The sequence below is a fragment of the Mesorhizobium sp. genome (assembly GCF_005063415.1).
GTDB lineage: Bacteria > Pseudomonadota > Alphaproteobacteria > Rhizobiales > Rhizobiaceae > Mesorhizobium.
In genome coordinates, this window is record NZ_SUEG01000053.1 from 1 (window position 1) to 26,491 (window position 26,491).

Here is a 26,491-nt window from a genome sequence, read left to right on the forward strand (position 1 = left end):
CGCCGCCCCTCATTGCCCTGCCGGGCATTTCTCCCCGTATAGTGACGGGGAGAAAGGGGCCGTCGCGACCTCGGCGCTAGTTCTGCTGCGCAGAAGACTCGCGAAACCACAGGCAAAGACGTCCCTCTCCCCGTCGCTATACGGGGAGAGGATGCCGGCAGGCAGGTGAGGGGCGGCGCCGACATTGACAATTGTCCGTCTCAGCACGAGTCCTCCGACACGACTGCTCCCCCTCAGCTCGCCAGCGCTTGGTCCAGATCCGCGATCAGATCGTCGCCATCCTCGATCCCCGCCGACAAGCGCACCAGCGAATCGGATATCCCGATCTCGGCGCGTTTTTTCGCCGGGATCGAGCCGTGCGTCATCAGCGCCGGGTGCTCGATCAGGCTTTCGACGCCGCCGAGGCTTTCGGCCAGCGTGAACAGTTGCGTGTGTTCGAGGAAGCGCTTGGTGCCGGCGAGGTCGCGGTCGAGCTCGACGGTGATCATGCCGCCGAAGGCGTGCATCTGCCGCCTGGCGATGGCGTGCTGCGGATGGCTGGGCAGACCCGGATAGATGACGCGACGTATGTCGGGGCGGCTCTCCAGCCAGTGCGCGATCTTCTGGCCGTTCGACGAATGACGCTCCATTCTGAGCGCCAGCGTCTTCAGTCCGCGCAGCGCCAGGAAACTGTCGAACGGCCCGGAAATGGCACCGATGGCGTTCTGCAGAAATTTTAGCCGCTCAGTGAGATCCTTGTTGTCGCCGACCACGGCGACGCCCCCGACCATGTCGGAATGGCCGTTGAGGTATTTCGTCGTCGAGTGAACAACGATATCGATGCCGAGCTCCAGCGGCCGCTGCAGATAGGGGCTGCAGAAAGTGTTGTCGGCAACCGACAGCACGCCCTTGCGCCTGGCCAGCGCCGCGACGCCTTCGAGATCGACGACGCGCAGCAGCGGATTGGTCGGCGTCTCGACCCAGAGCAGCTTGGTCTCCGGGCGGATTGCCGCCTCGACCGCGGCAAGATCGGTGAAGTCGACGAAGTCGACCTGGAGGTTGGCCGAGCGCTTGCGCACCCGCTCGAGCAATCGGAACGTGCCGCCATAGATGTCGTCGGTGGCGACGATATGCGCGCCTGAATCGAGCAGTTCGAAGATGGTGGCGATCGCCGCCAGACCGGAAGCGAAGGCAAACGCATTGGTGCCGCTTTCGAGGTCGGCCACCGCGCGCTCGAAGGCGAAGCGGGTCGGGTTCTGGCTGCGGGCATATTCAAAACCCTTGTGCACGCCCGGGCTCTGCTGGCCGTAGGTCGAGGTGGCATAGATCGGTACCATCACCGCGCCCGTCGTCGGGTCGTGGCTCTGGCCGCCATGGATGGTGCGCGTCGAGAAGGCGAGGCGGTTTTTGCCCGATACGGTGGCTTTGACGGTCATCGGGCGCGCCTCAGATGGTTGATCAGGTCGATGCGGGTTATCAGGCCGATGAATTCGTCGCCATCGAAGACGATGGCGACCTCGTTGCGGTCGAACACCGGCAGCAGCGCATCCAGCGTCTGGCTGGCCTGCAGCGTGTGCAGATTGGTGGTCATCGCCGTACTAACCGGGGCCTTGAAGCGGTCCCAGCGGCTGTCATAGGGGCCTTCGACCTTGGCGAGGATATCGCTTTCGTCGATGATGCCGACGAGCTTGCCCTCGTCCAGCACCGGCAGCTGCGAGACATCCGAGCGGCGCATGCGGCCATAGGCGTTGAGCAGGCTTTCGCCGGGGCCTACGGACACGACATCGCCGGTGCGGAGCGTGCGCATAACCAGGTCGCGCAGATCGCCATGCTGCTCCTGCTCGGCCAGGCCCTGCTCGACCAGCCAGAAATCGTCGAAGACTTTCGACAGGTACTTGTTGCCGCTGTCGCAGACGAAGGTAACGACGCGCTTCGGCACGGTCTGCTCGCGGCAATAGCGAAGCGCTGCCGAAAGCAGCGTACCGGACGACGAGCCGGCGAGAATGCCTTCCTTCGAAAGCAGGTCGCGCACCGCAAGCATGCTCTGCTTGTCGGGGATGGAATAGGCCTTCCTCACCAGCGACAGATCGGCATTGGGCGGCACGAAATCCTCGCCGATGCCTTCAACGGTCCAGCTTCCGGCCTCTACCATCTTGCCGGTCTTGATCAACGGTGCCAGCACCGAGCCGACCGGATCGGCCAAAATCATCTCGGTCTTCGGCGAGACTTTCGCAAAGTAGCGGCCGAGCCCGGTCAGCGTCCCGCCGGAGCCGACGCCGACGACCACCGCATCGACATCGCCTCCGAGCTGCTGGAAGATTTCCGGCCCGGTCGTGGTTTCGTGGGCGTGCGGATTGGCCGGGTTGGCAAACTGGTTGGCATAGAAGGCGCCGGGCAGCTCGGCGGCGATCTTTTCGGCCATGTCCTGGTAATATTCGGCGTGACCCTTGCCGACGTCGGAACGCGTCATGCGTACTTCGGCGCCGAGCGCGCGCAGATGCTGGATCTTTTCGCGCGACATCTTGTCGGGCACGACCAGAATGATGCGGTAGCCCTTGGGGATGCCGACCTGGGCGAGACCAAGACCGGTATTGCCGGCGGTCGCCTCGACGATGGTGCCGCCGGGCTTCAGTCTGCCCTGTTTTTCGGCGGCGGCAATCATCGACAGCGCGATGCGGTCCTTGATCGAGCCACCGGGATTCTGGCTTTCGAGCTTGATGAACAGCCGGCACTTGCCGATGTCGAATTTGGTCAGCTCGACGACCGGCGTCTGCCCGATCAGGTCGAGAACCGAGGCATAGGGCGGGCGCAGGCGGGACGATGCATCGTCCGGTGCCACGATCTTGTGCTTGCTCATGTCAGATGCTCCGTTGCCAGAATGAGCAACCGCCCTGGAAGACGGCAACCTACCGTCTTTTCCAGCCGTTTGCAGTTGGAAAGAAGATAGATCGTGCCAATCCGACCGCCAGCAGGGGAATGAAATTTCGCGACAGCTTCGCCGGCTCCAGGCAGGGCAAAAGATTTGCAGAACCTGTTTAGGGCTCAGGCGATCGCCGCCTGGGCTTCGATCTCGATCAGAAAATCCGGATTGCCGAGGCCGGCGACGCGCAGCACCTTGATGATCGGCGGCGCGCCACGGTTTGCCCAGAAGGCCATCCAGGCGCCGAAGGCCGGCCCTATGTTCAGGTCGCCGGCGATATAGACCGAGAGGCTGACGGGGTCTTCAGGCTTTGCCCTACCGGCTTCGAGCACCTTTGCCAGGTTGGAAAGCGCCTGAGCGGTCTGCGCAGCGAGATCGTCCCTGGCGACGATCCGGCCTTGCGCGTCGACGCCATTCTGGCCGCCGACCAGCACGATGCGCGCGGATGCCGGCAACGACACGCCTTGCGAATAGGCCGGATTGCTGTGCATGCCCTCGGGGTTCAGTCTTTCGATGGTCACCGCGCTTTTCCTCCTCAGCAAAAAATACCCTGCGGCCGTTTCAACGCACCATCTCGTTCGTTGCAGCCGCCGATTCCGCCATGCTAGCCGACGTTGGGCGAACAGCAATGCAAGGAAACGGCCGATGAAGATTCTTGCCTATGACAATTTCAAGCCCGGCGTCACGCTCGACGACCTGCGGCCTTATCTGCGCGACGAAGTGTCGAACGTCTGGCGGCTCTGGAAGGCGGGGATCGTGCGCGAGAATTATGCGCGCGGCGATATTGGCGGCGTCATCATCGTCTTCGAGCTCGACAGCGTCGCGGAAGCGCGGCGCTACACCGAGGACTTCCCGCTGTCCAAGGCCGGGCTGCTGGAATGGCACTTCATCGCCTTCGACGCGCCATTGCCGCTGGAATTCCTGTTCGACCCGACCGTCGATATCGCCAAGCCGTGGGACCGGACGGCGGCATGATCCGGGCGAGCGACGGGGTTGAAATCCCGACCAACCTGGCTGAGTGGTGCGATCCGCGCCGGACGGCGTTGGTGGTCTACGACATGCAGGTCGGCATCTGCCGCCAGGTGGCCGGCGCCGCCACCATCGTCGAGCGCACCGGCACGGTGCTGGAAGCGGCGCGCGTGGCCGGAATGCGGGTGGCGTTCACGCGCCATCTGTCGCTGCCGCGCAAATGGATGGGCGCGACGCAGCTGCGCACCGCCATGGCCTGGCAGCGGCGCGACAGCCCCGACATGGTTGAGCCGTGGTTCCCGCGCGACGCCGAAGCGACGCGGATCGTGCCCGAGCTCGAACCCCGCGACGACGAGGCGGTGTTCGACAAGCTCACGATGTCGGCCTTCGATTCCACCGCGCTCGGCTTTGCCTTGCGCGATTGCGGCGTGCGCGCGGTAGCGCTCGCTGGCATCGCCATGGAGATCGGCATCGAGCCGACCGTTCGCCAGGCGACCGACAATGGCTTTGTCGCCGTGGTAATCGAGGACGCCTGTGGCTTCGGCAACCGCGAAGCGCGCGATCGCTCGATGGCGACGCTACGCTTCCTCGGCGAAGCCGTCGTCACCGATGTCGCAAGCTTCTGCAGCGCGCTGGCCGGCGCGGGTTGAGGGCAGTCGGCTTGCCGGCGCGACCCACCATTTCACGGGAACGCCGAACCGCTCTATGCCTTTGTTTTCAGGCAATTGCAGATGAAAAAACCGCGCTTTTCCCGGAATTGATCTAGGTGATGGCTGCGCTGTCGGTGCGAAAACGCACACCCTCGGCGCGGCCATGCACGCTGCCCCAGTCATAGAGTGCCTGGAGCGCAGCGGCGAGATCACCGCCGCGTCTGGTCAAGGCGTAGCGCCCCTTGCCGTCGGGCGACGTCTCGAGCGTGACGAAGCCGATCTCGACAAGCTCGGCCAGCCTCTGGGTCAGCATCTTGTCGGAGAGCGAGGGGATCAGCCGGCGCAGTTCGGAATAGCGCATCGGCTGTTCCTTGATGCGCGCCAGGATCACTGTCTTCCATTTGCCGCCGAGCGCGTCGAGCGCGAACTCGACCGGGCAGCCGTAGATTCTTCCGCGTTGGGTCATGCGCCATGGTAGGCAAGGCACGGTGGCGGTGGAAGCAGAATTTGCCCGGTCATCTGGCCAGGGTCGCGGCTCACGGCCTCGCCGGCTACAAAATCCATGGAGGAGAACGAAGATGAGCGTACGCGACGCCAATCCGGTCAATGCGAAACAGCCGAAACGTGTGGCGATCGTCATCGCCACCCGGCTGTCTCGACCACCACGGGTTGGCCGGTCGGCTTCTGGTGGAGCGAGCTCACGCACCCCTGGTTCGCCTTCACCGAGCGCGGCTATGCGGTCGAGGTCTTTTCACCCAACGGCGGCGGTGTTGCATCCGGAATTGCGTCAAGACAACTAGATCCTCATCCGAGCAATCGCTTGCTGAGCCGTGCGCACTGTACGCGAATATCGGGAATGGCGTCGATTTCGAAGAAAGTGCCGCGCGTCAGTGGCCCGACGGCGAGGATCTTGGCCGATACAGTGCCGTCGCTGGCGATGACCTCGCAGTTGGCGGTTACATCGAGGCCGAGCCGCAGCGGATCCGGCCTTGCCAGCCCACGGCCGACCAGCGACCGTACCACGCTGTTCGAGGTGGTCGAGATGTCCCTGGCGATGCCTGTGCAATCATAGATGCGCACGACGCCGAACCTTTCGAGCTGCTGCGTGTGGCGCGACTGGACCTGGACGCTGAAGCCGTCGCCGGCGGCGATGTCAACGACGCGCCCGGCGACAAGGCGGATGCGGCCCGCTTGCACCGCCTCGGCAACGCGGGCGTAGACTTCAGGCGCCATGCGATGGCGGTGGATGTCCCACCACGCCTTGGTATGTTCGACGAAGCGGCGCTTGGCCGAGGACGGCCAGTTCTGCCAGATCTTCTGGTTGAAGGGTCTCAGACCGTCGACCACGTCGCGCCAGTCGATGCCGGCCTTCTGGTTTTCCCGGATCAGGTCGCGGAACCAGCCAACGAAATAGGAAAGCTGGGTGCCGAGCGGGATATCGGCGACGTCGAGCTTGATGGGATTGCCCTTGCGATGCGGCGAGGGCAGCAGGCCGCGCCGAGACACCGCGACGATCTCGCCGCGGTGGCCGCGCTGCTCGAGCGACAGGAAGGCATCGACCATGCTCAGACCGGTGCCCAGCACCAGGACTCGGGCTTCGGGGTCGAGCGCGGTGTCGGCCTCCGAGCCCATCCTGATCGCGTGGCCCTGACCGGCGCCCGGCTCCTCGTCATGGCCTGTCGCCAGCACGGCAAGGTGCGCAACCACGCTGGTGCCGTTGGCCAGCGCCACTTCGACGCCTGACGCGGTCGGCGAGATCGACAGGCTCTCCTCGCGGATCAGGCGCAGGCGCCCGGTTTGCTGTTCGCGCGCCTCGATCTCGTCGAGCAGCTCCTTGAGGTAGCGGGCATAGACGCTGCGCGATGCATAGACCGGGGCCTGTTCCGGCGTTGCCAGGCCGCGTTCAAGCAGCCAGCGCGAGAAATTGCCGGGATCGTCGGCATAGGCGCTCATGCCCGCCGCGCTGACATTCAGCACATGCGCCGACAGCAGCGTTGAATAGGCCATTCCCTGTCCGAAATGCGGGCGTTTTTCGATCAGACTGACGCGGAGATCGGGATTGGGCGACTTCAGCAGATGCGCGGCAAGCACGACGCCGCTGGCGCCACCACCGACAATGATGATGGAACTTGGCGTAGCGCGCCCGGTCATGCGCACACCAGCTGTCCTGGCGATCGTCGCCGGCTCAGGGGAGAGTGGTTCAGGCCTGGATTTTCAACGCCGCCGAGAGGTCCGCGTCGCCGGCGATATCGCGCATTTCGGCGAGGCTGCGCTGATCCAGCACCTCGGCGATGGCCTGCCGGACCTCCAGCATCAGATGTCGGACTTGGCATGTCGCCTCGTTGCAATCTTCGCAGCGCTGATACTGGGTGCGGCTGGCGCAGGGAATGGGGGCAAGCGGCCCGTCGAGCACGCGCACGACGTGGCCGACCTTGATCTCGTCCGCTGGGCGCGCCAGCCGATAGCCGCCGTCCTTGCCCTTGCGGCTCTGGACGAACCCGGCATTGCGCAATTCGCCAAGGATGGCATCGAGGAACTTCTTCGGAATATTGTTTCCAGTGGCGATGTCGTTGACGAAGGCGAGCTGTCCAACCGGCAGGCGCGCCAGATGGACGAGCGCCTTGAGGCCGTATTTACCTTTTTTCGTGAGCATAACCCGAACGTTTCTCTGTCATGCGATGGCGCAAGGCCACCGGTTGCGAAACGCCTGGCGTGCCTCCCCGCCGCGTCCAAGCTGTCACTACAGATAAATTCTAGTGACATGATATACAAGCCGAGAAACGTTGATTTTGCTTCGTTTTCAAGCCGCAGTAGCCATTTTAGCCGGGGCTTGTGCCCTTGCGAGCACAGGAGCCGCCGCCAATGGCATACCGGCAAACTGGCTGGCGGCAGGAATGTCCCGACCGGCGAGAATACCGACAGCAGCTTCTGCCCCTGAATTTGAAGGCCAAAGCATGCCGCGCGCGGCAACAAGGAGGGTGGCGTCGCTCATCGTCCTCTCCAATCCTTCAATGTCGATAAGGATACTAGACTTAACCGCGAACACAGGGAACTCGTTTCCAATTTCTTGGCTATCCACAGCACGGGTTTGCCGATGCAGGCGCGAAAACGGGAAATCCTTGTTGCGCGCATGGACGACGTGGAAGAGGTGCCCGGGCAAGGACGATCGTTCTCACCCTGGCCATCACCCAGAAGCGTGCGAATGGGCAACTGCCATAGCCAGATGACTTTTTCTAACAAGACCGAACTGATTGGAAGGATTTAACTCTACAAGAACGATAGAGTTAGGTGACTATGAAACGCAATCCGGGTTTTTCTCAATTCCAAGGAGCCTTTCATGTCCACCATTTCGCGACGTATCGTTCTCTTGTCCTCGGCGGCCTTGGCTGGTGCCGCCTTTCTCGGCCCAGCCGATGCGCAGGACCTCAAGATCACTATCGGCTACCAGACGGTCGTCGAACCCTCGAAGGTGCCGCAGGCCGACGGCGCCTATGAGAGCGCGACCAAGGCAGCAATCGACTGGCGGAAATTCGATTCCGGTGCCGACGTGATCGCCGCCATCGCTTCCGGTTCGGTCGACATCGGTTATGTCGGCTCAAGCCCGCTGGCAGCGGCGGCGAGCCGCGAGCTTCCAATCCAGACAATCTTCATTGTCGGGCTGATCGGCGAATCCGAGGCCCTTGTCGCCCGCAACGGCGCCGGCATCGAGAAGGCCGCCGACCTTGCCGGCAAGAAGGTGGCGGTGCCCTTCGTTTCGACGACGCATTACAGCCTGCTTGCCGCGCTGAAGCATGAGGGTGTCGACCCGAAGTCGGTCGATATTCTCAATCTGCGGCCACCGGAGATCGCGGCGGCATGGGCGCGCGGCGACATCGACGCCGCCTATGTCTGGGATCCGGCACTCGGCCAGATCAAGACGAGGGGCAAGGTCGTGCTGGATTCCTCCCAGGTCGCCGCCTGGGGCGCGCCGACCTTCGACGCCTGGATCGTGCGCACCGACTTCGCTGAAAGGAACCCGGAAGCGGTGCGCGACTTCGTCAAAGTGACGGGCGCTGCCTATGCCGACTTCCTGGCCAAGCCGGATCAATGGTCGGTGTCCTCGCCGCAAGCGGCCAAGATCGCAAGGATCACCGGGGCCAAGCTCGAAGACGTGCCGCAACTGCTGAGGGGCTATGTCTTCCCGACGCTCGAGGAGCAGGCCTCGGACAAGTTCCTCGGTGGCGGCACGGTCAAGGCGGTCGAGGCGACATCGGCCTTCCTCAAGGAGCAGGGCAAGATCGACGCCGTGTTGCCGGATTATTCGAAATACGTGTCGTCGAAATATGTCGGCGAGGCGCTGGCCTCGAATTAGCGGCGGCTCAATACGCGCGTCCTCCCTTCCCTGACGCGCGCGTTGCCTGCCCCGGAGCCGCTGACGAGGAACGGCTTCGGGGCAGGCAGATTCACAATATCGGCGACCCCACATGACGCATCTCGTGCTCGACCAAGTCTCGATTCATTATGACGGCCAGCCGGCGCCGGCCGTCGAACGCGTGTCGATTGACATCGCCAAGGATGATTTCGTTGTCCTGGTCGGCCGCTCCGGCTGCGGCAAGACCTCGCTGCTCAATGTCGCTGCGGGCCTGGTCGAGCCTGTGCGTGGACGCGCCACGATAGGCGGCAGGCCGATCACGGCGCCAGGCTCGGACCGCGCCGTCGTGTTCCAGAACGACGCACTGTTTCCGTGGCTGACCGCGAGGGAAAATGTCGCCTTTGCTCTCAGGCTGCGCGGTGTCAGGGCAGCCGAACGGGCGCGGACTGCGGACAACCTTCTGGCGCTGGTGAAGCTCGACCGCGCCGGCGATAAGCGCATCTGGGAGCTTTCCGGCGGCATGCGCCAGCGGGTCGGCCTGGCAAGGGCGCTGGGGGCCGAGCCGCAATTCCTGCTGCTCGACGAACCGCTGGGCGCACTCGACGCGCTGACACGCGAACGCATGCAGACAACGCTGCTCGATCTGTGGACGGCAAGCCAGGTCGGCGTGCTGATGGTCACGCACGGCATCGAGGAAGCGCTGGTGCTGGCAACCCATATCATTGTGCTCGCTCCGGGGCCGGGGCGGGTGGTGCGGAGTTTCGAGGCCGGCTTCAGCCGGCGCTATGCAGCCGGCGAGGCCATTCGCAGCATCAAGGCCGATCCCGCCTTCGCCGCGGCGCGCGGCGAGCTGACCGACGCGATCTTCGAAGGGGAGGGAGCATGACCGTTACCTCCTATACCGAGCGGCCGCAGCGCTCCAAGGTCGACGACGGAGCCGATGCGCTGTCGGTGCCATGGTCGCGGTCGCGGCCGAGACGCAGCCGCGTTTCGGCCCGCATGGTCAGCGCGATCACCATTCTGATGGTGCTGGCGGCGTGGACGGCCTCGGCCCGCCTGCAATTGGTGTCGCCGGTTTTCCTGCCGTCGGCTGTGGCAGTCTGGGACAAATTTGTTGTCGTCGCCCGTGACGGCTTTGTCGACGCGACGCTGCTCCAGCATATTGCCGCCAGCCTGTGGCGCGTGTTTGCGGCGTTGATCGTCGCCCTTGTCGTCGGCGTTCCCATCGGGCTGGCTATCGGCATCAGCACTATGGGGCGCGGCATCTTCGACCCGCTGCTCGAATTCCTGCGGCCGATCCCGCCGCTCGCCTATCTGCCACTGATCATTATCTGGTTCGGCATTGGCGAGCCGTCCAAAATACTGGTGATTGCCATTGCCATGCTGGCGCCGGTTGCGCTGTCGACGGCATCGGGTGTTCGCGGCGTCTCGCAGGAACGCATCAATGCGGCACGCGCGCTTGGCGCCACGCGGCGCCAAGTGATCAGGCACGTGATCCTGCCCAGCGCGCTGCCCTCGATCCTGACCGGTCTGCGCATCGCGCTTGGCGCCGGCTGGTCGACGCTGGTTGCCGCCGAGCTGGTGGCAGCGACGCGCGGGCTCGGCTTCATGATCCAGTCCGCTGCCCAGTTCCTCGTCACCGACGTGGTGGTGATGGGCATACTGGTGATCGCGGCCATTGCCTTCGTGCTTGAATTCATCATCCGCAGGATCGAGCGGGTGCTCGTCCCGTGGGCAGGTCGGGAGTGACCGACGATGCCCCATTCCATCACTGTATTGTTTGCGCATTTCGGCCATTGGCTCCGCCTGATCAAGGCCGGGGACAAACAGCCGCCTGACGGCGAACGCAAAACGCCGACGCCCGTGCAGCTGGACGCGGAGTGCAACCGCCTGCCGCCGCGCGACGAAAGTTTCTACTGGGGCTGGCAGTACTGGTCGCGGTGACCGGCCGCCACGATCGATGCCCGTTCAAATGCGCGAGCGGTTTGCCCAGGCCAGGCCGCCCAAGCCGACCAGCACCGTCACGATGCCGACATACAGCCATTGCGACTGGCCGGTCATGAAGCTGCCGCGGATGAAGCCGATGCCTTGCAACGTCCACAGCATGCCGATGGCGAGCACAATCAAGGCCAGCAGATTTTTGATCAATCTCATTGCTGAAACTCCTTTCCAAGTCGATCATCAGCCCGGCTCCGGCCGGAATGGAACAGCGAAAAGAAGCCGCTCGATTACACCAACTTCTACTTAGATGCTAACCTCCGATCCTGCGCAAGACATGCGGAGATCGGTGCAAAGATCATCAAGGAAGCTGTGCCGCTCTGCGGAAAGTCTCTGACAAATTGTTTCGCGCCGACTCCAAACGTGTAACATTGCCATGGAACCGACAGATCATTGCCGCATTTGCTGCCTCATTCGTCCCTAACCGCTGCGGGTCTGTCAACGGAGCCAGTCCCCAACACATGAACAAAAGCAACCAGACCGCGCTTGTCGCGGCCATGATCGCGGCTGGCCTGATGGTCGGCGCATCCAGTGCCAGCGCCGCCGCCCAATGCGGCCGTGCCTCCTGGTACTCACTGCATTCCAGAACCGCTTCTGGCGAGCGCATGAACCCGTCGGCGCTGACCGCAGCGCATCGCAGCCTGCCGTTCGGCACCAAGCTGAAGGTGACCAACCGCAACAATGGCCGCAGCGTCGTCGTGCGCATCAACGACCGCGGCCCGTTTATCAGGGGCCGGATGCTCGATCTGTCGAAGGGCGCCGCCAGCCAGCTCGGCTTCATCAGCTCGGGCCATACCGCTGTCTGCATGGCGCGGGTCTAACTGCTCGGCGCGTCGCCGCGGCCGGACACCTCGTCCAACGATCGTGCCGATAGCCTTCGCAGGTGCACATTGAGCCGGCTGTTGCCGTTCTAGGCGGATTCTCAACGCCTTGGACGAAAGAACGAGCATAAATCACGCAAGTTGACGTATTGCATCGCAGCAGATTGTTGCTAACTTCCCCGCAAGGCATTCAAGGCTCGGCGCTGCTCGTCGGCCCTTCGATCGCAGTCGGCAGCGGGGTTCTCGATGTTCTACCAGCTCTACGAACTGAACCACGCCGCCTTGCAGCCGGCGCGCCTCTATGCCGATGCGGTGCGCCTGTTCTACTCCAATCCGCTCAATCCGGTCTCACACACGTCCTGGGGCCGCTCGGTTGCGGCAACGGCCGAACTGTTCGAGCGCACGACGCGCCGCTACGGCAAGCCGCAATTCGGCCTGACCAAGACCGTGGTCGACTGGAAAAACGTCGAGGTCAGCGAACGCACCGTCTGGTCGCGGCCGTTCTGCAACCTGGTTCGTTTCGAGCGCGCAGTTCCTGCTGGTCGCCGGCCGGATCCGAAGCTGTTGATCGTCGCGCCGATGTCGGGCCACTACGCGACGCTGCTGCGCGGCACGGTGGAGGCGATGCTGCCCTATGCCGACGTGCATATCACCGACTGGGTCGACGCCCGCATGGTGCCGCTGGCCGACGGCAGCTTCGATCTTGACGACTATATCGACTACATCGTCGACATGCTGCATGCGCTGGGTCCCGACTCCCATGTGATGGCGGTGTGCCAGCCTTCGGTGCCGGTGCTAGCTGCGGTGGCACTGATGGAAGCCAAGGGTGATCCGTTCGTGCCCTCGACGATGACGCTAATGGGCGGCCCGATCGACACCCGCCGGAGCCCGACGGCGGTCAATCTGCTGGCCCAGGAAAAGGACATCGACTGGTTCCGCGATAATGTCATCATGCGCGCGCCCTGGCCGGTGCCGGGCTTCGGCCGCGAGGTTTATCCCGGCTTCCTGCAGCTTTCGGGGTTCATGAGCATGAACCTCGACCGCCACATCATCGCCCACAAGGACTTCTTCATGCATCTGGTGAAGCATGACGGCGACAATGCCGAGAAGCACCGCGAGTTCTACGACGAATATCTGGCGGTGATGGATCTGACGGCGGAATTCTACCTGCAGACCGTCGACACCGTCTTTGTCCGCCAGGCCTTGCCCAAGGGCACGATGACGCATCGCGGCGTGGCGGTCGACCCGTCGGCGATCCGCAATGTCGCCCTGTTCACGGTCGAGGGCGAGAACGACGATATCTCCGGCCTCGGCCAGACCAAGGCCGCGCACGATCTTTGCATCAATATCCCGGCCGACAGGCACGCCCATTACATGCAGCCGGCGGTCGGCCACTATGGTGTGTTCAACGGCTCGCGCTTCCGCTCCGAAATCGTGCCGCGCATCGTCGATTTCATTACCAGCTACGGCCGTCAGAATCGTGTTGCGGTGAAGCCCAAGCTGGTCAGGACCGGCAAGAAATAGGCGACCAGTGATGATGCCCGTCAATCCGCATCAGGTCGGTCAATGCCAAAATCATCGGTTGGCGGGGCCGTGCGGCCGGTCGACCTGTTGCACAATAGTCGCGTTGGCGCCACGCGGGTAACCATGCCGCAAAAATCAATCCATCCTCATAATTGACACGGACTGTAAATACCCCTTAACGTTTCGTTAATAACAAGGGACAAGCGGGGACAATGATTTCCTCACCAATGGCGAGAACGCTGCGCCTGTGCGCGCTGGCTGGACTTACTGTGGCGGCAGGTTGGGCCAGTTCGGCCTCGGCAGCCAGCCCGATGATAACAGGTGGCCCGACCTCGCAGCCGATCGGCCATTATGATTTCTGCAAGAGCTACGCGTCCGAATGCTCGATCCGCCCGAAGGATCTGTCGCCCGCCAGCCTGACCGGCTCGCTGTGGCGCAAGCTGCTCAGCGTCACGACAAAGGTCAACGCCGCCGTCAAGCCGGAGAGCGACTTCGACATCTACGGCAAGGACGAGGTCTGGGCCTATCCCGACAAGGGCGTTGGCGATTGCGAGGACTATGTCCTGGAAAAGCGCCGTGAGCTGAACCGGCTGGGCGTCTCGTTTGCAGATCTGCTGATGACAGTCGTCCGCAAGCCGGATGGCGAGGGCCACGCTGTGCTGACGGTGCGCACCGACAAGGGCGACTACATCCTCGACAATCTGACCGACCAGGTCCGTTCCTGGGACCAGACCGGCTATCGTTTCCTCAAGCGGCAGGCGATCGACAATACCGGCCGCTGGGTCTCGATCCGCGGCGGCCAGCAGGTTCTGGTCGGCTCGGTCCAGTAACAAAGCAACTCATTTCGGCCGGTTCAGCGCGGCGCGGATCGACGCAATGATGCGGCGAAGCTCCACTTCGTCGAGCTTTTCGATGTTGTCGGCCAGGAGATTCGCAAGCTCGGTCGCCGCCGGACTAAGGCCCGACGTGTCGAGCTTGACACGCGGATGCGAGGTTTCGGCCAATCGCGCCAGTTCCTCGGCGTCGTCCCAAATGATGTTGAAATAGCCGATGATCTTCTGGATCAGCGTCCAGCTCGGCGCACCGCGGCGGCCGTGCTCCAGCGCCGAGAGATAGGCTGCGCTGACGCCGATCGCCTTGGCCATGTCCTTCTGGCTGACGCCGCGCTCGTTTCGCAGCACCCTGAGCCTTTCGCCGAACGGAGTCACAAGCACATCCTCATGGGCACATCCTCATGGGCACATTCTCATGAGCGCGCACGCCGCAAGCGGACATAGAGCGCGCCCGAGCCGCCATGGTTGCGGGCGGCATGGTCGTGGCTGGAGACGAGGGGCCGGAAGGCGGGTGTCGACAGCCATGACGGCACGGCGCGCCGCAAGACGCCATCACCGCCCGACGAGGAGCCCTTGCCGGTGATCACCAGGACGTAGCGGATGCCGCCGGCATGCGCCCGGCGCAGAAAGGAAAACAGCAGCGAATAGGCTTCGTCCTGGGTCAGGCCATGCAGGTCGACGCGGCCCTCGATCGGCAGCCGGCCCTTCGACAGCTTGTCCAGCGTCGGTTCGTCGAGTGCGTGAAAGACATGCTGCGCCTTCGGCTTTGCGGCCGTGGCAGCATTGCCCGCGACCTGTGCCGGCGGCGGCGCCTGCCTGGTCTCGTCGATCTCCGGCCCGGCGTGTGGAATTTCGACGGCGGTTCTGCCCTTCAGCGGTTTTGCCGTGTGCGCCACCAGGTTCCACAGCACCCGGTCGTCCTCGCTCAGCCTGTCGATGCGCCGGGTCATCGGCCTGCTCCTGAAACCAGCGACCGGGGGATCAGCGCATAAAAATCGGCGGCGTTGCGGACGACGCCGGCGATCTCGCCGGCCGCATCGCCCGACCCGGCAAACAGATCACCGCGGGCCGGCCCGTTGATCGCCGAGCCGGTGTCCTGTGCGATCATCAGCCGCCGGAACGGTTTTCCGTCGAAGGCGGTCAGCGACGGTGCATCGATATGGAAGGGCGTGCCGAACGTGTGCAGCAGCCGGTCGACGGCGATCGAGCGGCCGGGTGTCAGTGGCACCTTGGCGGCAGCGATCGGGCCGAGGTCTGGGTCGTCGACGCCCATCTCGCGGAAGAAGATGTAGGAGCGGTTGCGCCAAAGGATCTCGTCGAGGCGTTCCGGATGCGCCTTGAACCAGGCACGGATCGACTGCATCGTCACTTTCTCCAGCGGGATCTCGCCTTCCTCGCTCAGGATCTTGCCCGGTCCGGTAAAGCGCTGGCCGGATTTGGCGGCATAGGTGATGCGGCGAAGCCTGCCGTCGGTCATGTTGAGCCGTGCCGCGCCCTGCACGTGAATGAAGAAGGCGTCGACCTTGTCGGCGAGCCAGGCGATTTCCAGCCCTTTTCCGGCAAGCGCGCCGCGTTCGATCTCGCCGCGGTCGAAATATTCGACCGGGCCGTTCGGCGCCGCACGAGCGAAGGCGAGATAAGGATCCAAGCCGGAAGGACGATTGCCGTCGTCGACGTCGACAAGGTCGGCCGGGCGGGCCAGCAACGGCACCGAAAATCGTCGCGTGCGCACGGGCGAGGCTTCGACCTTCGGCTCATAAAAGCCGGTGACCAGGCCGGGACCACCATCTTCGGCATCGATACGGGCCGGAACGAAATGGCGCTCGAAAAAGCTTCGGGCCTCAACCCGATTCGCCGGCGAAACGGTACGCGCTTCGGCATAGGCATCGGCAAAGCCATTGTAATCGACGCCGAGCGCGCCGGAGCGGTAGGGTTTGGTCAGGATATGGAAGGCCGAGCGGCGAAAGGCGTCAAAGGCAAGGAGATGGTCGTCCTCGCCCCAGCCCGGCAATTCGCCAAAGGATTTTTCGCTGAAGGCTCTAGAGAGCGACACGACAGCCCCCGCCGCCGTCCAGTTCAGTCTTCTTCTTCGGTGGCGACGAGCTTCCAGTTCGGATCGCGCGAGCGCGCGTCGCGGGCGAAGGTCCAGACGTCCTTGACCTCGGCGACGGTCTCCGGATCGCCGTCGATGACGGCGCCGGCCTTGTCGCGGGTCGCTGAAATCAGTTCGCTGACGATGCGCAGCGTGATGTGCGCCTCGCTGCCCTTCATTTCGGCCGAAACGATGTCGGCCTTGTCGATGCCGACGAAGGAGGACTGGATCTTTTCGGCTTTCGCCTCGCGGTCGCCGATGGCTGCGACGAAGCCGTCATAGACCTCGCGCGACAAAAGGTTCTTCAAGGTTTTGCGGTCGCCATCGGCGTAGGCCATGACGATCATCTCATAAGCCATCTTGGCGCCGTCGACGAAGGTCTTCGGGTCGAAGGTCGGATCATTGTCCTTGATCGCCCGCAGGCCCCGGTTGAGATCGGTGTCGGGCTTGGCAAATGCATCGATCGCCACATAGGTGTCGGCGGCCGGCTCTCCCGCCAGCCGCTTGCGCGGCAGCGAAACCACATTCTCGGGTTTCTGGGCGGCATCCTTGTCGTTTTTGCGCGCTGCCGTATATGGATCGAAGGGCGGGCGCTCGTTGCCCGTGCGTCGGCCAAGCACGTTGCGCAGCTGGAAGAAGATCACCACCGCCGCAATCAGAAAGAAAATCGTGCCGAAGTCGAAGAAGCCCATATCTTGCGCCAATCAATCCCTGCTTTGGCCGGACCAGCGGCCAAGCAAGGGGCCGCGATCACATAGCGTTCAGTATCCAAAGCATATAGAACGCATGGCGCAATCATTCAAATCAAAGGCAGCCATACCTATCTAACAGCTCTGGTGCCAGCGGCGATTGCTCGCCGGCCGGCAAAACATCGAAACGATCGGTCAAGATTTGCGTATCTCGCTGTTTCCCCTGTTTGTTCTCGCGCTTCCGCTGCTGGAGATAGCCGGTTTCGTTATTGTCGGCCGCCAGGTCGGCGCGCTGGCGACAGTCGGCTTGGTGCTGGCCTCGAGCGTCGCCGGCGCCTTGCTGCTGCGGCACCAGGGTTTTGGCGTCATGGCCAGGGTGCGTGCCGAAATGGATGCCGGGCGTGATCCGAGCGGCCAGCTTGCGCATGGCGCCATGATCGTGCTGGCCGCGATCCTTTTGATTATCCCCGGCTTCATCTCGGATATTTTCGGCATTCTGCTGTTCCTGCCGCCAGTGCGCGATCTTGCCTGGCGGATGCTGAAAGGCCGCATCGTGCTGGCAACCGATTTCGGCGGTGGTTTGCGGGCAAGGCAACGCGGCAAGACCATCGATCTCGACGACGGCGACTATTCGCGCGCCGACGACCATACGCGCGGACCGGATTCTCCCTGGCGCCGCCTCAAGGACGAGTAGCCGCAAGGCAACCGGCGTCTTTTGCAAACTTGTCTTGTCGTGCCGGCCATGATAGCGAACGCCCGAATTTCAATCCGGTCAGCAACGCTGCCCAGGCAAAAGGACCACAGCTTATGGCCAGCAACGACGACGCGCCGACCGGCGCAGCCAACGGTAATGGAAATGCGGCGCAGCCTTCGCTCAACGTGCTTGCGCAATATGTGAAGGACCTGTCCTTCGAAAGCCCCGGCGCACCGAACTCGCTGCGCGGCCGCGACAAGGCTCCCGGCATCGCCATCAACGTCAACGTCAACGCCAACCCGCTTTCGGACAAGCAGTTCGACGTCAATTTGACGCTGAACGCCAAGGCGTCGTTCGACCAGGAAGTGCTGTTCAATGTCGAGCTGGTCTATGGGGGCGTCTTTGCCATCAGCGGCTTCCCGCAGGAGCACATGCTGCCGATCCTGTTCATCGAATGCCCACGGCTGCTGTTCCCGTTCGCCCGGCAGATCATTGCCGAGGCAACACGCAATGGCGGCTTCCCGCCGCTGATGCTAGACCCGATCGATTTCGCGCAGATGTTCCAGCAGAAGCTGGCCGAGGACCAGGCTGCCGCCGCCAAGGTCAAGGTGAGCTGAACCTGCTGTTGTGAAGTTCTGGAAAACCCGGCCTCGCGCCGGGTTTTTTGTTTGAGACGCCGGCGGGGCAGCGCCCCCCTCTGTCCTGCCGGACATCTCCCCCTCTTGGGGGGAGATCGGCAGCTTCAGCGCTCCGTATATTCCTGCAACGTTGGTAATTGGCGAAAGCCGGTGTGAAATCCAATCTCCCCCCAAGAGGGGGAGATGTCCAGCAGGACAGAGGGGGGCGCGAACGAACGCTACCGTCAAAATCACTATGCCGCGGAACTCGCTTCCGGGGCGACGCGCAACCAAAGCGCTTTTTCGCCGAGGCTGCCAACCATGCCCGCATGCGCGGTGCGCTCGGCATCGGTCAGGCGCGGGGGCAAGGCGATCGGCCGCACACCGATCGAAATATCGATGTCGTCGACATTCTGCCTGCCGCCCGCCGGCGCCATGATGCTGTCGAGGATGAGGCTGGCCTGCTTGCCGCCGATAAGCTCGATATAGACCTCGGCCAGCAATTCCGAATCGAGCAGCGCGCCGTGCTTGGTGCGGCGGCCGTTGTCGATGCCATAGCGGCGGCAGAGCGCGTCGAGCGAATTGGGGCCCATCGGATGCTTGCGGCGCGCCAGCGCCAGCGTGTCGACGATCCGTCCCGGATCGATGGCCGGATGGCCAAGCCGGCCGAATTCGAGATTGAGGAAGCCGATGTCGAAGCCGGCATTGTGCGCGACCAGCTTGGCGCCGTCGATGAAGGTGAGGAACTCCTCGGCGATCTCCATGAAAGTCGGCTTGCCCTGAAGATCGGCGGCGCTGATGCCGTGCACGGCCTGCGCCTCGTGATGGATCTGGCGGCCTTGCGGGTTGATATATTTGTGGAAAGTTCGGCCGGTCGGGAAGCGGTTGACCAACTCGACGCCGCCAAGCTCGATGACGCGGTCCTCGCGCGTGTCGAGGCCGGTGGTTTCCGTATCGAAGATGATCTCACGCATCGAATCAGTCCACTGGTTCCGACTTCATTCTAGCCGAATCACACCCGGAACAAAATGGCAACAGGTAATGTGGGCTGCAAGCCTCTTAACCAGGCCTGGCTGCCTTATCCACGACTAGTTCGGCGATGATGGCCTTGACGGCCGCGCGAGCGGCGTCAAAGCCTTGACCGGTGTCGATGACGAAGTCTGCGCGACGGCGCTTTTCGGCGTCAGGAACCTGCCTGGCCAGGATCGACGCCAGTTTCTCCTCGTTCATGCCCGGCCGCGCCAGCACGCGGGCCTGCTGGATCTCGGGCGGCGCGGTGACGACCACGACCTTGTCGACGCGGTTGCGGCCGCCGGTCTCGAACAGCAGCGGTATGTCGAGCACGGCAAGCGGCGCGCCGGCGGCACGATTTTCAGCCAGGAACGCATCGGCATCGGCACGGACCAGCGGATGGATGATAGCTTCCAGCCGTTTCAGCGCGGCGGCGTCGCCGAGCACCCGCTCCGCCAGTGCCGCGCGGTCGACCGCACCGGATCTGGTGGTCTCGGGAAAGGCCGCCTCGATCAAGGGCGCGGCCTTGCCGGCATAAAGCCGATGCACCGCTTCGTCGGAATCATGGACCGGCACGCCGGCTTCGGCAAACATCTTGGCCGTGGTCGACTTGCCCATGCCGATCGATCCGGTGAGGCCGAGCACGATCATTTTATCGCACCGATATCGGCAATGATCAGCTGGCGCAATTCGGTGGTGACCTGTGGCTTGGTGCCGAACCAGCGCTCGAAGCCGGGCACCGCCTGGTGCAGCAGCATGCCGAGCCCATCGACGGTCCTCAGGCCGCGCGCTTTGGCCGCGGCAAGCAGCGGCGTCTCCAGCGGCACGTAGACAATGTCGGTGACGATGGCGCGGTCCGGCAGTCTGCCCGGATCGGCGGACAGGCCTTCATTGCCATGCATGCCGAGCGCAGACGTGTTGATCAGCAGGCCGGCATCCTCGAGCAATTCGCCGGTCGCCGCGATGTTGTGTGCGGAGACGCCTGCACCGGAGCGGTCGCGCAGCTCCTGCGCCCTCGCAAGCGTTCGGTTGACGATGCGGATGTCGCTGACGCCGCGTTGCTTCAGCGCATGAATAACCGCGCGAGCGGCGCCGCCGGCGCCGAGCACCACGGCGGGGCCGTTGGCCGCCCAGCCCGGTGCATACTCGTCCAGATTGGCGGCAAAGCCATGCGCATCGGTATTGCCGCCGCACAATTCGCCATCCTCGAACCACAGTGTATTGACCGCACCGATCTGTTCGGCCGCGTCGTCGCGGCGCGCCGCCAATGCGAAGGCGGCTTCCTTGTGCGGGATGGTGACGTTGCCGCCGCGATAGCCTTGTGCCTGCAGCGTCTGCAGGAATTCGGCAAACGCCTCCGGTGCAACGTCGATGGCCTCGTAGACGCCGTCGACGCCGTATTTCGCCAGCCAGTAGCCGTGGATCTTCGGTGACCTGGAATGGTCGATCGGGTGGCCGGTGACAAACGCCTTTTTCGAGGCCTCAGCCATCGATCGCCCCAAGCTCGCGCAGTTTGGCCAGCACCAGCAAAAGCGGCAGGCCGACAATGGTAAAATAGTCGCCTTCGATTTTTTCGAATAGCTCGATGCCCTCGCCTTCGATCTGGTAGGCGCCGACGCTGGACAACGCCTTGGCGCCGACGCGCGCCAGATGGCGGCCGATGAAGGCCGGATCGAGCTTGCGCATGGTCAGGCTGGCGATGCCGACATGCCGCCACAGAACCTGGCCGTCACGGGCCAGCACCACGGCGCTGTTGAGATGATGCGTCTTGCCGGACAGCGCCAGCAGATGACGGCGCGCCCCTTCCATGTCGGCCGGCTTGTGGAACAGCTCGTCGCCGAGCGACAGCGTCTGGTCGCAGCCGAGCACCAGGGCGCCGGGCTTGCGCTCGCTGACGTCGGTGGCCTTGGCTTCGGCGAGCACCAGGGCGACGTCCTCCGGCGACACGCCACTATTCTGCAGCGGCGCCTCGAGCGCGCGTTCGTCGACGGAAGCCGGAACCGCTTCGACCGTGACGCCGGCATTGACGAGCAGCGCCTTGCGGAACGGACTGCCCGAGGCAAGGATGATTTTTTCGGCCATTTTTTTCGCCCGTTTCCTGGCGCTCGCTAGGGTGTGTCGAGATTCAGATCAGGCCGAGTCGAGAATGGTGGGTTCCGAGAACCGGAACGGAGCGGACATTTGGGTCCGTGAGTACCGGAAGCGCAGGAAACCGCCGTTCGCAGGCCGGCATCACCTGAATATCGACATGCCCTACCGCGTCTTGCCGCGCAGGGCAACGATCGCCGCCGCGGTCTCCTCGATCGAACGGCGGCTGACGTCGATCATCGGCCAGCCATGCCGCGTGCATATCTGGCGGGCGTAGGCGAGCTCTTCTGCGATCGCGGCGCGGTCGACATAGTCGGTCGGCTCATAGGCGCTGGTGCCGAGAATGCGGTTCTGCCGGACTTGTGAGATGCGTTCGGCGGTGGCGACCAGGCCGACGATCAGCGGCCTCCTGGCATCGACCAGGCTTTCGGGCACCGGCACGCCGAGCACGATCGGAATGTTGGCGGTCTTGATGCCGCGATTGGCGAGATAGATGCTGGTCGGCGTCTTTGAGGTGCGGGAGATACCGACAAGCACGATGTCGGCATCGTCCATATTGGCCGGCAGCTGGCCGTCATCATGCTCCATGGTGAAATTGAGCGCGTCGATGCGGCGAAAATATTCAGCGTCCAGCACATGCTGGGCGCCGACGCGGCGGCCGGCCGGCGTGCCGAGATAGGACTGGAACACCGTCAGCACCGGCTCCAGGACCGAGACGCAAGGTAGGCCCATCGCCGCGCAGCGTTCGTCGATGCCGCGGGCAAGCTTCTGGTCGACCACCGTGTAGAGGATGATGCCCGGCTCCTCTTCGATGTCCTCGAACACCTTCGTCACCTGCTTTTCGGTGCGGATGAGCGGGTAGATATGTTCGATGGCGCGCGCGTCCTTGTATTGCGCGGAAGCCGCGCGGCCGGCGGCCAGCAGCGTCTCGCCGGTGGCGTCGGAAATCAGGTGAAGGTGAAAGAAGCTCTGCGGTTTGTTCACAGGATACATTCCAGGCTGTGGGCCGATGTGGATAAGCCGGGCGGAAAACTCGGCCACCGCGAAGCGACTGTATCAGATGCCGGTTTGTCCACAATTCGATGTGCTGTCGGCTTCTCCAGGCGGTTGGGGACAAGTCCGGGGACGGAGCTTCTTGCCTTCGCGTCATCCACAGGGGCAATTTCCCTGGCCTGGCGGCAACGCATTGACTCCAGTCGTAAATTCCCGACTTTCCACAAAGTCCTGCAATCCCTTTGGAGAAGCGCGCGACAATATGCTGGCTGGTCTTTTCGAGGGCAAAGCGGGACAGGAGACAACCACCACAACCAACAGACTCTTAGAATCATAAGATTCCTAAAAATAGAATATTTAATTATAGGGAAGCCTGGAAAGGCGAGCGCTCAATGCCTCAAGACCGGATCGTGCTGGACGTGTTGAGAGGCAAGGCGGCGTTTCCGCCGCCGCTCTGGATGATGCGCCAGGCTGGCCGCTATCTGCCGGAATACCGGGAGACGAGGAGACGGGCAGGATCGTTCCTCGATCTTTGCTACGATCCGGATCTCGCCGTCGAAGTGACGCTGCAGCCGATCGAACGCTTCGGCTTCGACGCATCCATCCTGTTTTCCGATATCCTTGTGGTGCCGCATGCGCTCGGCCGCGACGTGCGCTTCGAGGAAGGACGCGGCCCGCTGCTGACGCCGATCACGGCTGCGGAAATTGCGGCTCTCGACGGCGAAACGTTTCACGTGAATCTCGAGCCGGTCTACGAGACGGTGCGGCGATTGCGCGCCAGACTGCCTGATGAAACGACGCTGATCGGCTTCTGCGGTGCGCCCTGGACGGTGGCGACCTATATGATCGCCGGCCATGGCACGCCCGACCAGTCGCCGGCCAGACTGTTCGCCTATCGCGAGCCGGCGGCCTTTCTTCGGCTGCTGAAGGTGCTCGCCGATCATTCGGCTGCCTATCTGATCCGGCAGGTCGAAGCCGGCGCCGACGTGGTGCAGATCTTTGATTCGTGGTCCGGCGTGCTCGACGAAGCGTCTTTCGAATTGTTCTGCGTCGAGCCGGTGGCCGAGATCGTCCGGCAAGTGAAGGCCGCCCATCCCAACGTTCCGATCATCGGCTTTCCCAAGGGTGCCGGCGATCACTACCGGAGCTATCGCCAGAAGACCGGCGTGACCGGGCTGGGTCTCGACTGGACCGTGCCATTGTCGACCGCGAAGGAATTGCAGCGTGACGGCGCCGTGCAGGGCAATCTCGATCCGCTGCGGCTGGTAGCCGGCGGCAAGGCGCTTGCCGACGGCGTAGCGGCGATCCTGAAGGCGCTGGGCGACGGGCCGCTGATCTTCAACCTCGGCCACGGCATCACACCGGAGACGCCGCTCGCGCATGTCGAGCAGATGGTGAAACTGGTGCGGAGCGCGTCGTAACGATGGGCGCAGGCAATACGAACAGCAGCGCCAATAGCGGTCGAGGGGCGATGCGCCGCGCAGCAATTGCGATCGCCATCTTCCTTGTGCTGGCCGGGCTGCTGTTTCTCTTCGGGCCCGATGATTTCTATCCCTGGGCGAAGGCGATCCATGTGATTGCCGTCATCTCCTGGATGGCGGGCATGCTCTATCTGCCGCGCTTGCTGGTTTATCATGCCGGTGCCGAAAAAGGCTCCGTCCAGTCGGAGACCTTCAAGGTGATGGAGCGCCGCCTGCTGCGCGGCATCATCAATCCGGCAATGGTGATCACCTGGGCATTCGGCCTGTGGCTCGCCTGGAAAGGCTTTGGTTTTCAGGGCGGCTGGCTGCATGCCAAGATCGCTGCGGTGGTTGGTCTGTCGGCCGTGCATGGCTATCTCGCCGGCGCCGTCCGGAAATTTGCAGAAGACCGCAATGAAAAATCGGCAAGGCACTGGCGGATCGTCAATGAGATCCCTACATTGCTGATGATCGTCATCGTCGTCCTGGTTGTCGTGAAACCGTTCTGACGTCTTCGGTTGCCCGCAAAAGGCGGCTTGCTCTTTCAACCGACCGACGATAAAAGACGGGTCTTCCTTCCCGTCATGCGCCGCCCATTTATCGCTTCGGCCGCGCCCGGCATTTGTCGCATCCCGCCGATATTTTTCCCAAAGCTTACTCAGAGTCCGTCTAATGATGCAAGAAATGAAACTCACAGAGTTCAAGAACAAGAAGCCACCAGAGCTGATCGCTTATGCGGAATCGCTCGAGGTCGAGAACGCCAGCGTCATGCGCAAGCAGGAGCTGATGTTCGCGATCCTGAAGAGGCTGGCGACCCAGGATATCGAGATCATCGGCGACGGCGTCGTTGAAGTTCTGCAGGATGGTTTTGGCTTCCTGCGCTCGGCCAATGCCAACTACCTGCCAGGCCCTGACGACATCTATATTTCACCATCACAGATCCGGCGGTTCTCACTGAAGACCGGCGATACGGTCGAAGGCCCGATCCGCAGCCCGAAAGAGGGCGAGCGGTATTTTGCGCTGCTCAAGGTCAACACGATCAATTTCGACGACCCGGAAAAAATCCGCCACAAGATCCATTTCGACAATCTGACGCCGCTGTATCCGACCTCGCGGCTGAAGATGGAGATGGAGGTTCCGACCTCCAAGGATATTTCGGCGCGCGTCATCGACCTGGTGGCACCGCTCGGCAAGGGCCAGCGCGCGCTGATCGTGGCGCAGCCGCGCACCGGCAAGACGGTGCTGCTGCAGAACATCGCCCATTCGATTACCACCAACCATCCGGAATGCTACCTGATCGTGCTTCTGATCGACGAGCGGCCGGAGGAAGTTACCGACATGCAGCGCTCGGTGAAGGGCGAGGTCGTCTCCTCGACCTTCGACGAGCCGGCGGTGCGCCACGTCCAGGTTGCCGAAATGGTCATCGAAAAAGCCAAGCGCCTGGTCGAGCACGGCCGCGACGTCGTCATCCTGCTGGATTCGATCACCCGCCTCGGCCGCGCCTACAACACCGTCGTGCCGTCATCCGGCAAGGTGCTGACCGGTGGTGTCGACGCCAACGCGCTGCAGCGGCCGAAGCGCTTCTTCGGTGCTGCGCGCAATATCGAGGAAGGCGGCTCGCTGACCATCATCGCTACCGCGTTGATCGACACCGGCAGCCGCATGGACGAGGTCATCTTCGAAGAGTTCAAGGGCACCGGCAATTCGGAAATCGTGCTTGACCGCAAGGTGGCGGACAAGCGCATCTACCCGGCCATGGACATCCTCAAGTCCGGCACCCGCAAGGAAGACCTGCTGGTTCCGCGCCAGGACCTGCAGAAGATCTTCGTGCTGCGCCGCATCCTGGCGCCTATGGGAACGACCGACGCCATCGAGTTCCTCATCGACAAGCTCAAGCAGACCAAGACCAACGCGGATTTCTTCGATTCGATGAATACGTAAGGTTGCGGGCTGGCCGTTGCCTTCGTCATCCTCGGGCTTGACCCGAGGATCCATGCCGTGAGTTCTACCGGAGAAAGCAGCGGAGCAGAATCTGCGTCGTTGCAGCGCGCGAAAGTCACGGCATGGATCCTACGGTCTGCGCTGCGTCGCTTCGCCATAGGATGACGAATCCTATCTTCGCCGCAATGACCCTTCCAGCTCTTCAGCTTCCATTATCACCGGCAGGCAGACCTGCCCCGTGCACAGCCAGGCGCCGGGCTCGGCCGTTGGCGGCAGGACGCCGCCCGGCAAGGCCGCCAGATTTGTCGCCGCGCCAACAGGCACGACGATGTCCACCCGACGTGGGTCCGGATTTCGATTCGCAACCGGAACAAGCCTTGGATTCTCGGGTCTATCCACGATCACCAGTTTCAGCGGTTCAAGCGCCAAGGCACAGGCATTGACTATACCCGCCTGGCCATAGCCCTGGTGCTCCGCCCGCCCGCCCGCGTGCTCTGCGACTGTCCAGGCTTTTTCCCAGAGATCGAGATCGCCCGAAAGCGACGACAATCGGACCAGGGCTTCGATGATCTGGCCGGTAGCGGAAGGAATGGCTTCGTCGACATCGCCGCGGATGCGGATCGGCACATCCGCGCTGTCCGATGCGGTCAGATAATAGCCGGTCTTGTCGCTGTCCCGGTGCCAGAGATCGAGTTGCTCAATGAAGTTCCCGGCGCGATCGATATAGTCGGGATTGCCGGTCGCCTCGAACAGTGAGATGGCGGCGTTGGCCATGGCGGCATAGTCGCTCGACAGAGCCGGAAACAGCTTCTTTGCGCCGAGCATCGAATGCGGCAGCGGCCTTTGCCGCAATTGCGGCTG

The 26,491-nt window shown here is 63.1% G+C and carries 31 protein-coding genes and 1 pseudogene; 14 read left to right on the forward strand and 18 right to left on the reverse strand.

Translation table 11 applies throughout. The features are described 5' to 3' along the window. Nucleotides 1–233 precede the first annotated feature (233 nt). The 3 genes from E5W70_RS15875 to E5W70_RS15885 all read right to left on the reverse strand — a co-directional run bounded on the left by E5W70_RS15875 (nt 234) and on the right by E5W70_RS15885 (nt 3,420). Nucleotides 234–1,415, reverse strand: coding sequence for a cystathionine gamma-synthase (locus tag E5W70_RS15875; RefSeq protein ID WP_292659615.1), 1,182 nt, complete (start codon nt 1,413–1,415; stop codon nt 234–236). Further along, nucleotides 1,412–2,836, reverse strand: a complete 1,425-nt coding sequence (locus E5W70_RS15880) for a pyridoxal-phosphate dependent enzyme (protein ID WP_292659617.1) — start codon at nt 2,834–2,836, stop codon at nt 1,412–1,414. The genes E5W70_RS15875 and E5W70_RS15880 overlap by 4 nt, the downstream gene beginning before the upstream one ends. 185 nt (nt 2,837–3,021) lie before the next feature. Next, nucleotides 3,022–3,420 carry a RidA family protein gene (locus E5W70_RS15885; RefSeq protein ID WP_292659619.1) on the reverse strand — a complete coding sequence of 133 codons (399 nt, stop codon included), beginning with the start codon at nt 3,418–3,420 and terminating at the stop codon, nt 3,022–3,024. A gap of 124 nt (nt 3,421–3,544) precedes the next feature. Between E5W70_RS15885 and E5W70_RS15890 the strand changes: the two genes are divergently transcribed. Then, entirely contained in the window at nt 3,545–3,874 is a 330-nt protein-coding gene (locus E5W70_RS15890; RefSeq protein ID WP_023718782.1) for a hypothetical protein, read from the forward strand. Beyond that, the gene (locus E5W70_RS15895) at nt 3,871–4,518 is read left to right on the forward strand and encodes a cysteine hydrolase (RefSeq protein ID WP_292659623.1); all 648 of its coding nucleotides are present in this window, start codon (nt 3,871–3,873) and stop codon (nt 4,516–4,518) included. Before E5W70_RS15890 ends, E5W70_RS15895 begins: the two co-directional genes overlap by 4 nt. A gap of 112 nt (nt 4,519–4,630) precedes the next feature. Here E5W70_RS15895 and E5W70_RS15900 read toward each other — a convergent pair whose 3' ends face one another. From E5W70_RS15900 to E5W70_RS15915, 4 genes are all read right to left on the reverse strand, one after another. Then, nucleotides 4,631–4,984 carry a helix-turn-helix domain-containing protein gene (locus tag E5W70_RS15900; protein ID WP_292659625.1) on the reverse strand — a complete coding sequence of 118 codons (354 nt, stop codon included), beginning with the start codon at nt 4,982–4,984 and terminating at the stop codon, nt 4,631–4,633. A 338-nt stretch (nt 4,985–5,322) separates the two neighbouring features. Next, nucleotides 5,323–6,669: an FAD/NAD(P)-binding protein gene (locus tag E5W70_RS15905; RefSeq protein WP_292659626.1), complete on the reverse strand. Its 1,347-nt coding sequence runs from the start codon at nt 6,667–6,669 to the stop codon at nt 5,323–5,325. Nucleotides 6,670–6,718: 49 nt separating this feature from the next. After that, complete coding sequence (locus E5W70_RS15910; RefSeq protein WP_292659628.1) at nt 6,719–7,171, reverse strand: Rrf2 family transcriptional regulator; 453 nt, start codon at nt 7,169–7,171, stop codon at nt 6,719–6,721. Between the two features lie 147 nt (nt 7,172–7,318). Then, nucleotides 7,319–7,678: a hypothetical protein gene (locus E5W70_RS15915; protein ID WP_292659630.1), complete on the reverse strand. Its 360-nt coding sequence runs from the start codon at nt 7,676–7,678 to the stop codon at nt 7,319–7,321. 177 nt (nt 7,679–7,855) lie between these two features. On the opposite strand from E5W70_RS15915, the gene tauA reads away from it, so the two are divergent. The 4 genes from tauA (at nt 7,856) to E5W70_RS15935 (ending at nt 10,813) form a co-directional block, all read left to right on the forward strand. Further along, entirely contained in the window at nt 7,856–8,869 is a 1,014-nt protein-coding gene (gene tauA, locus E5W70_RS15920; protein WP_292659631.1) for a taurine ABC transporter substrate-binding protein, read from the forward strand. 112 nt (nt 8,870–8,981) lie between these two features. Continuing rightward, the gene (locus E5W70_RS15925) at nt 8,982–9,755 is read left to right on the forward strand and encodes a taurine ABC transporter ATP-binding protein (protein ID WP_292659633.1); all 774 of its coding nucleotides are present in this window, start codon (nt 8,982–8,984) and stop codon (nt 9,753–9,755) included. Next, on the forward strand, nt 9,752–10,618 hold the full coding sequence (locus E5W70_RS15930) for an ABC transporter permease subunit (RefSeq protein ID WP_292659635.1): 867 nt from the start codon (nt 9,752–9,754) through the stop codon (nt 10,616–10,618). Before E5W70_RS15925 ends, E5W70_RS15930 begins: the two co-directional genes overlap by 4 nt. A 6-nt stretch (nt 10,619–10,624) precedes the next feature. Beyond that, nucleotides 10,625–10,813, forward strand: a complete 189-nt coding sequence (locus E5W70_RS15935) for a hypothetical protein (RefSeq protein ID WP_292659637.1) — start codon at nt 10,625–10,627, stop codon at nt 10,811–10,813. Between the two features lie 24 nt (nt 10,814–10,837). On the opposite strand, the gene E5W70_RS15940 is transcribed toward E5W70_RS15935, so the two are convergent. Continuing rightward, complete coding sequence (locus tag E5W70_RS15940; protein WP_292659638.1) at nt 10,838–11,023, reverse strand: hypothetical protein; 186 nt, start codon at nt 11,021–11,023, stop codon at nt 10,838–10,840. Between the two features lie 305 nt (nt 11,024–11,328). On the opposite strand from E5W70_RS15940, the gene E5W70_RS15945 reads away from it, so the two are divergent. The 3 genes from E5W70_RS15945 (at nt 11,329) to E5W70_RS15955 (ending at nt 14,042) form a co-directional block, all read left to right on the forward strand. Beyond that, nucleotides 11,329–11,688, forward strand: a complete 360-nt coding sequence (locus E5W70_RS15945) for a septal ring lytic transglycosylase RlpA family protein (protein ID WP_292659640.1) — start codon at nt 11,329–11,331, stop codon at nt 11,686–11,688. Between the two features lie 246 nt (nt 11,689–11,934). After that, nucleotides 11,935–13,212 carry a polyhydroxyalkanoate depolymerase gene (locus tag E5W70_RS15950; protein ID WP_292659642.1) on the forward strand — a complete coding sequence of 426 codons (1,278 nt, stop codon included), beginning with the start codon at nt 11,935–11,937 and terminating at the stop codon, nt 13,210–13,212. Nucleotides 13,213–13,424: 212 nt separating this feature from the next. Continuing rightward, the gene (locus tag E5W70_RS15955; protein ID WP_292659644.1) at nt 13,425–14,042 is read left to right on the forward strand and encodes a transglutaminase-like cysteine peptidase; all 618 of its coding nucleotides are present in this window, start codon (nt 13,425–13,427) and stop codon (nt 14,040–14,042) included. Nucleotides 14,043–14,051: 9 nt separating this feature from the next. On the opposite strand, the gene E5W70_RS15960 is transcribed toward E5W70_RS15955, so the two are convergent. From E5W70_RS15960 to E5W70_RS15975, 4 genes are read right to left on the reverse strand one after another with little or no spacing between them, the layout of a single operon-like run. After that, nucleotides 14,052–14,420, reverse strand: a complete 369-nt coding sequence (locus tag E5W70_RS15960; RefSeq protein WP_292659646.1) for a helix-turn-helix transcriptional regulator — start codon at nt 14,418–14,420, stop codon at nt 14,052–14,054. A gap of 38 nt (nt 14,421–14,458) precedes the next feature. Next, on the reverse strand, nt 14,459–14,995 hold the full coding sequence (locus tag E5W70_RS15965; RefSeq protein WP_292659648.1) for a Smr/MutS family protein: 537 nt from the start codon (nt 14,993–14,995) through the stop codon (nt 14,459–14,461). Beyond that, entirely contained in the window at nt 14,992–16,098 is a 1,107-nt protein-coding gene (locus E5W70_RS15970; RefSeq protein WP_292659650.1) for a murein transglycosylase A, read from the reverse strand. The genes E5W70_RS15965 and E5W70_RS15970 overlap by 4 nt, the downstream gene beginning before the upstream one ends. Nucleotides 16,099–16,121: 23 nt before the next feature. Then, on the reverse strand, nt 16,122–16,829 hold the full coding sequence (locus E5W70_RS15975; RefSeq protein ID WP_292659652.1) for a Tim44/TimA family putative adaptor protein: 708 nt from the start codon (nt 16,827–16,829) through the stop codon (nt 16,122–16,124). A gap of 199 nt (nt 16,830–17,028) precedes the next feature. Here E5W70_RS15975 and E5W70_RS15980 point away from each other — a divergent pair, with 199 nt between their 5' ends. Both E5W70_RS15980 and secB read left to right on the forward strand, forming a co-directional pair. Next, nucleotides 17,029–17,520 carry an FxsA family protein gene (locus E5W70_RS15980; RefSeq protein WP_292659654.1) on the forward strand — a complete coding sequence of 164 codons (492 nt, stop codon included), beginning with the start codon at nt 17,029–17,031 and terminating at the stop codon, nt 17,518–17,520. Nucleotides 17,521–17,633: 113 nt separating this feature from the next. Continuing rightward, nucleotides 17,634–18,137 carry a protein-export chaperone SecB gene (gene secB / locus E5W70_RS15985; RefSeq protein ID WP_292659655.1) on the forward strand — a complete coding sequence of 168 codons (504 nt, stop codon included), beginning with the start codon at nt 17,634–17,636 and terminating at the stop codon, nt 18,135–18,137. Nucleotides 18,138–18,391: 254 nt separating this feature from the next. On the opposite strand, the gene dnaQ is transcribed toward secB, so the two are convergent. The 5 genes from dnaQ to E5W70_RS16010 form a co-directional block, all read right to left on the reverse strand. Then, nucleotides 18,392–19,111: a DNA polymerase III subunit epsilon gene (gene dnaQ / locus E5W70_RS15990; RefSeq protein ID WP_292659657.1), complete on the reverse strand. Its 720-nt coding sequence runs from the start codon at nt 19,109–19,111 to the stop codon at nt 18,392–18,394. A gap of 85 nt (nt 19,112–19,196) precedes the next feature. Continuing rightward, nucleotides 19,197–19,799, reverse strand: a complete 603-nt coding sequence (coaE, locus tag E5W70_RS15995) for a dephospho-CoA kinase (RefSeq protein WP_292659659.1) — start codon at nt 19,797–19,799, stop codon at nt 19,197–19,199. Continuing rightward, nucleotides 19,796–20,638: a shikimate dehydrogenase gene (locus E5W70_RS16000; protein ID WP_292659661.1), complete on the reverse strand. Its 843-nt coding sequence runs from the start codon at nt 20,636–20,638 to the stop codon at nt 19,796–19,798. The genes coaE and E5W70_RS16000 overlap by 4 nt, the downstream gene beginning before the upstream one ends. Next, a complete protein-coding gene (locus E5W70_RS16005; RefSeq protein WP_292659663.1) occupies nt 20,631–21,230 on the reverse strand; it encodes a Maf-like protein in 600 nt (199 codons plus the stop codon). The genes E5W70_RS16000 and E5W70_RS16005 overlap by 8 nt, the downstream gene beginning before the upstream one ends. Before the next feature lie 171 nt (nt 21,231–21,401). Further along, a complete protein-coding gene (locus tag E5W70_RS16010; RefSeq protein ID WP_292659665.1) occupies nt 21,402–22,220 on the reverse strand; it encodes a pyruvate, water dikinase regulatory protein in 819 nt (272 codons plus the stop codon). Nucleotides 22,221–22,621: 401 nt separating this feature from the next. Here E5W70_RS16010 and hemE point away from each other — a divergent pair, with 401 nt between their 5' ends. The 3 genes from hemE to rho all read left to right on the forward strand — a co-directional run bounded on the left by hemE (nt 22,622) and on the right by rho (nt 25,630). After that, nucleotides 22,622–23,650: a uroporphyrinogen decarboxylase gene (hemE, locus tag E5W70_RS16015; protein WP_292659666.1), complete on the forward strand. Its 1,029-nt coding sequence runs from the start codon at nt 22,622–22,624 to the stop codon at nt 23,648–23,650. A gap of 50 nt (nt 23,651–23,700) precedes the next feature. After that, nucleotides 23,701–24,198, forward strand: a complete 498-nt coding sequence (hemJ, locus tag E5W70_RS16020; protein WP_292659668.1) for a protoporphyrinogen oxidase HemJ — start codon at nt 23,701–23,703, stop codon at nt 24,196–24,198. 166 nt (nt 24,199–24,364) lie between these two features. After that, on the forward strand, nt 24,365–25,630 hold the full coding sequence (gene rho / locus E5W70_RS16025) for a transcription termination factor Rho (protein ID WP_023675925.1): 1,266 nt from the start codon (nt 24,365–24,367) through the stop codon (nt 25,628–25,630). Nucleotides 25,631–25,801: 171 nt separating this feature from the next. On the opposite strand, the pseudogene E5W70_RS16030 reads toward rho, so the two are convergent. Next, nucleotides 25,802–26,491 (reverse strand): annotated as a pseudogene (locus E5W70_RS16030) (thioredoxin domain-containing protein); the annotation flags it as partial.

Excerpts from the sequence above, each read along its gene's own strand:
- E5W70_RS15950 (WP_292659642.1), top strand. The coding sequence starts at position 11,935 with ATGTTCTACCAGCTCTACGAACTGAACCACGCCGCCTTGCAGCCGGCG.
- E5W70_RS15940 (WP_292659638.1), bottom strand. The coding sequence starts at position 11,023 with ATGAGATTGATCAAAAATCTGCTGGCCTTGATTGTGCTCGCCATCGGC.
- E5W70_RS15900 (WP_292659625.1), bottom strand. The coding sequence starts at position 4,984 with ATGACCCAACGCGGAAGAATCTACGGCTGCCCGGTCGAGTTCGCGCTC.
- E5W70_RS15905 (WP_292659626.1), bottom strand. The coding sequence starts at position 6,669 with ATGACCGGGCGCGCTACGCCAAGTTCCATCATCATTGTCGGTGGTGGC.
- E5W70_RS15945 (WP_292659640.1), top strand. The coding sequence starts at position 11,329 with ATGAACAAAAGCAACCAGACCGCGCTTGTCGCGGCCATGATCGCGGCT.
- rho (WP_023675925.1), top strand. The coding sequence starts at position 24,365 with ATGCAAGAAATGAAACTCACAGAGTTCAAGAACAAGAAGCCACCAGAG.
- coaE (WP_292659659.1), bottom strand. The coding sequence starts at position 19,799 with ATGATCGTGCTCGGCCTCACCGGATCGATCGGCATGGGCAAGTCGACC.
- E5W70_RS15875 (WP_292659615.1), bottom strand. The coding sequence starts at position 1,415 with ATGACCGTCAAAGCCACCGTATCGGGCAAAAACCGCCTCGCCTTCTCG.
- hemJ (WP_292659668.1), top strand. The coding sequence starts at position 23,701 with ATGCGCCGCGCAGCAATTGCGATCGCCATCTTCCTTGTGCTGGCCGGG.
- hemE (WP_292659666.1), top strand. The coding sequence starts at position 22,622 with ATGCCTCAAGACCGGATCGTGCTGGACGTGTTGAGAGGCAAGGCGGCG.
- E5W70_RS15880 (WP_292659617.1), bottom strand. The coding sequence starts at position 2,836 with ATGAGCAAGCACAAGATCGTGGCACCGGACGATGCATCGTCCCGCCTG.
- E5W70_RS15895 (WP_292659623.1), top strand. The coding sequence starts at position 3,871 with ATGATCCGGGCGAGCGACGGGGTTGAAATCCCGACCAACCTGGCTGAG.
- E5W70_RS15935 (WP_292659637.1), top strand. The coding sequence starts at position 10,625 with ATGCCCCATTCCATCACTGTATTGTTTGCGCATTTCGGCCATTGGCTC.
- secB (WP_292659655.1), top strand. The coding sequence starts at position 17,634 with ATGGCCAGCAACGACGACGCGCCGACCGGCGCAGCCAACGGTAATGGA.
- E5W70_RS15955 (WP_292659644.1), top strand. The coding sequence starts at position 13,425 with ATGATTTCCTCACCAATGGCGAGAACGCTGCGCCTGTGCGCGCTGGCT.
- dnaQ (WP_292659657.1), bottom strand. The coding sequence starts at position 19,111 with ATGCGTGAGATCATCTTCGATACGGAAACCACCGGCCTCGACACGCGC.
- E5W70_RS15975 (WP_292659652.1), bottom strand. The coding sequence starts at position 16,829 with ATGGGCTTCTTCGACTTCGGCACGATTTTCTTTCTGATTGCGGCGGTG.
- E5W70_RS15930 (WP_292659635.1), top strand. The coding sequence starts at position 9,752 with ATGACCGTTACCTCCTATACCGAGCGGCCGCAGCGCTCCAAGGTCGAC.
- E5W70_RS16005 (WP_292659663.1), bottom strand. The coding sequence starts at position 21,230 with ATGGCCGAAAAAATCATCCTTGCCTCGGGCAGTCCGTTCCGCAAGGCG.
- E5W70_RS15965 (WP_292659648.1), bottom strand. The coding sequence starts at position 14,995 with ATGACCCGGCGCATCGACAGGCTGAGCGAGGACGACCGGGTGCTGTGG.
- tauA (WP_292659631.1), top strand. The coding sequence starts at position 7,856 with ATGTCCACCATTTCGCGACGTATCGTTCTCTTGTCCTCGGCGGCCTTG.
- E5W70_RS15910 (WP_292659628.1), bottom strand. The coding sequence starts at position 7,171 with ATGCTCACGAAAAAAGGTAAATACGGCCTCAAGGCGCTCGTCCATCTG.
- E5W70_RS16000 (WP_292659661.1), bottom strand. The coding sequence starts at position 20,638 with ATGGCTGAGGCCTCGAAAAAGGCGTTTGTCACCGGCCACCCGATCGAC.
- E5W70_RS15890 (WP_023718782.1), top strand. The coding sequence starts at position 3,545 with ATGAAGATTCTTGCCTATGACAATTTCAAGCCCGGCGTCACGCTCGAC.
- E5W70_RS15925 (WP_292659633.1), top strand. The coding sequence starts at position 8,982 with ATGACGCATCTCGTGCTCGACCAAGTCTCGATTCATTATGACGGCCAG.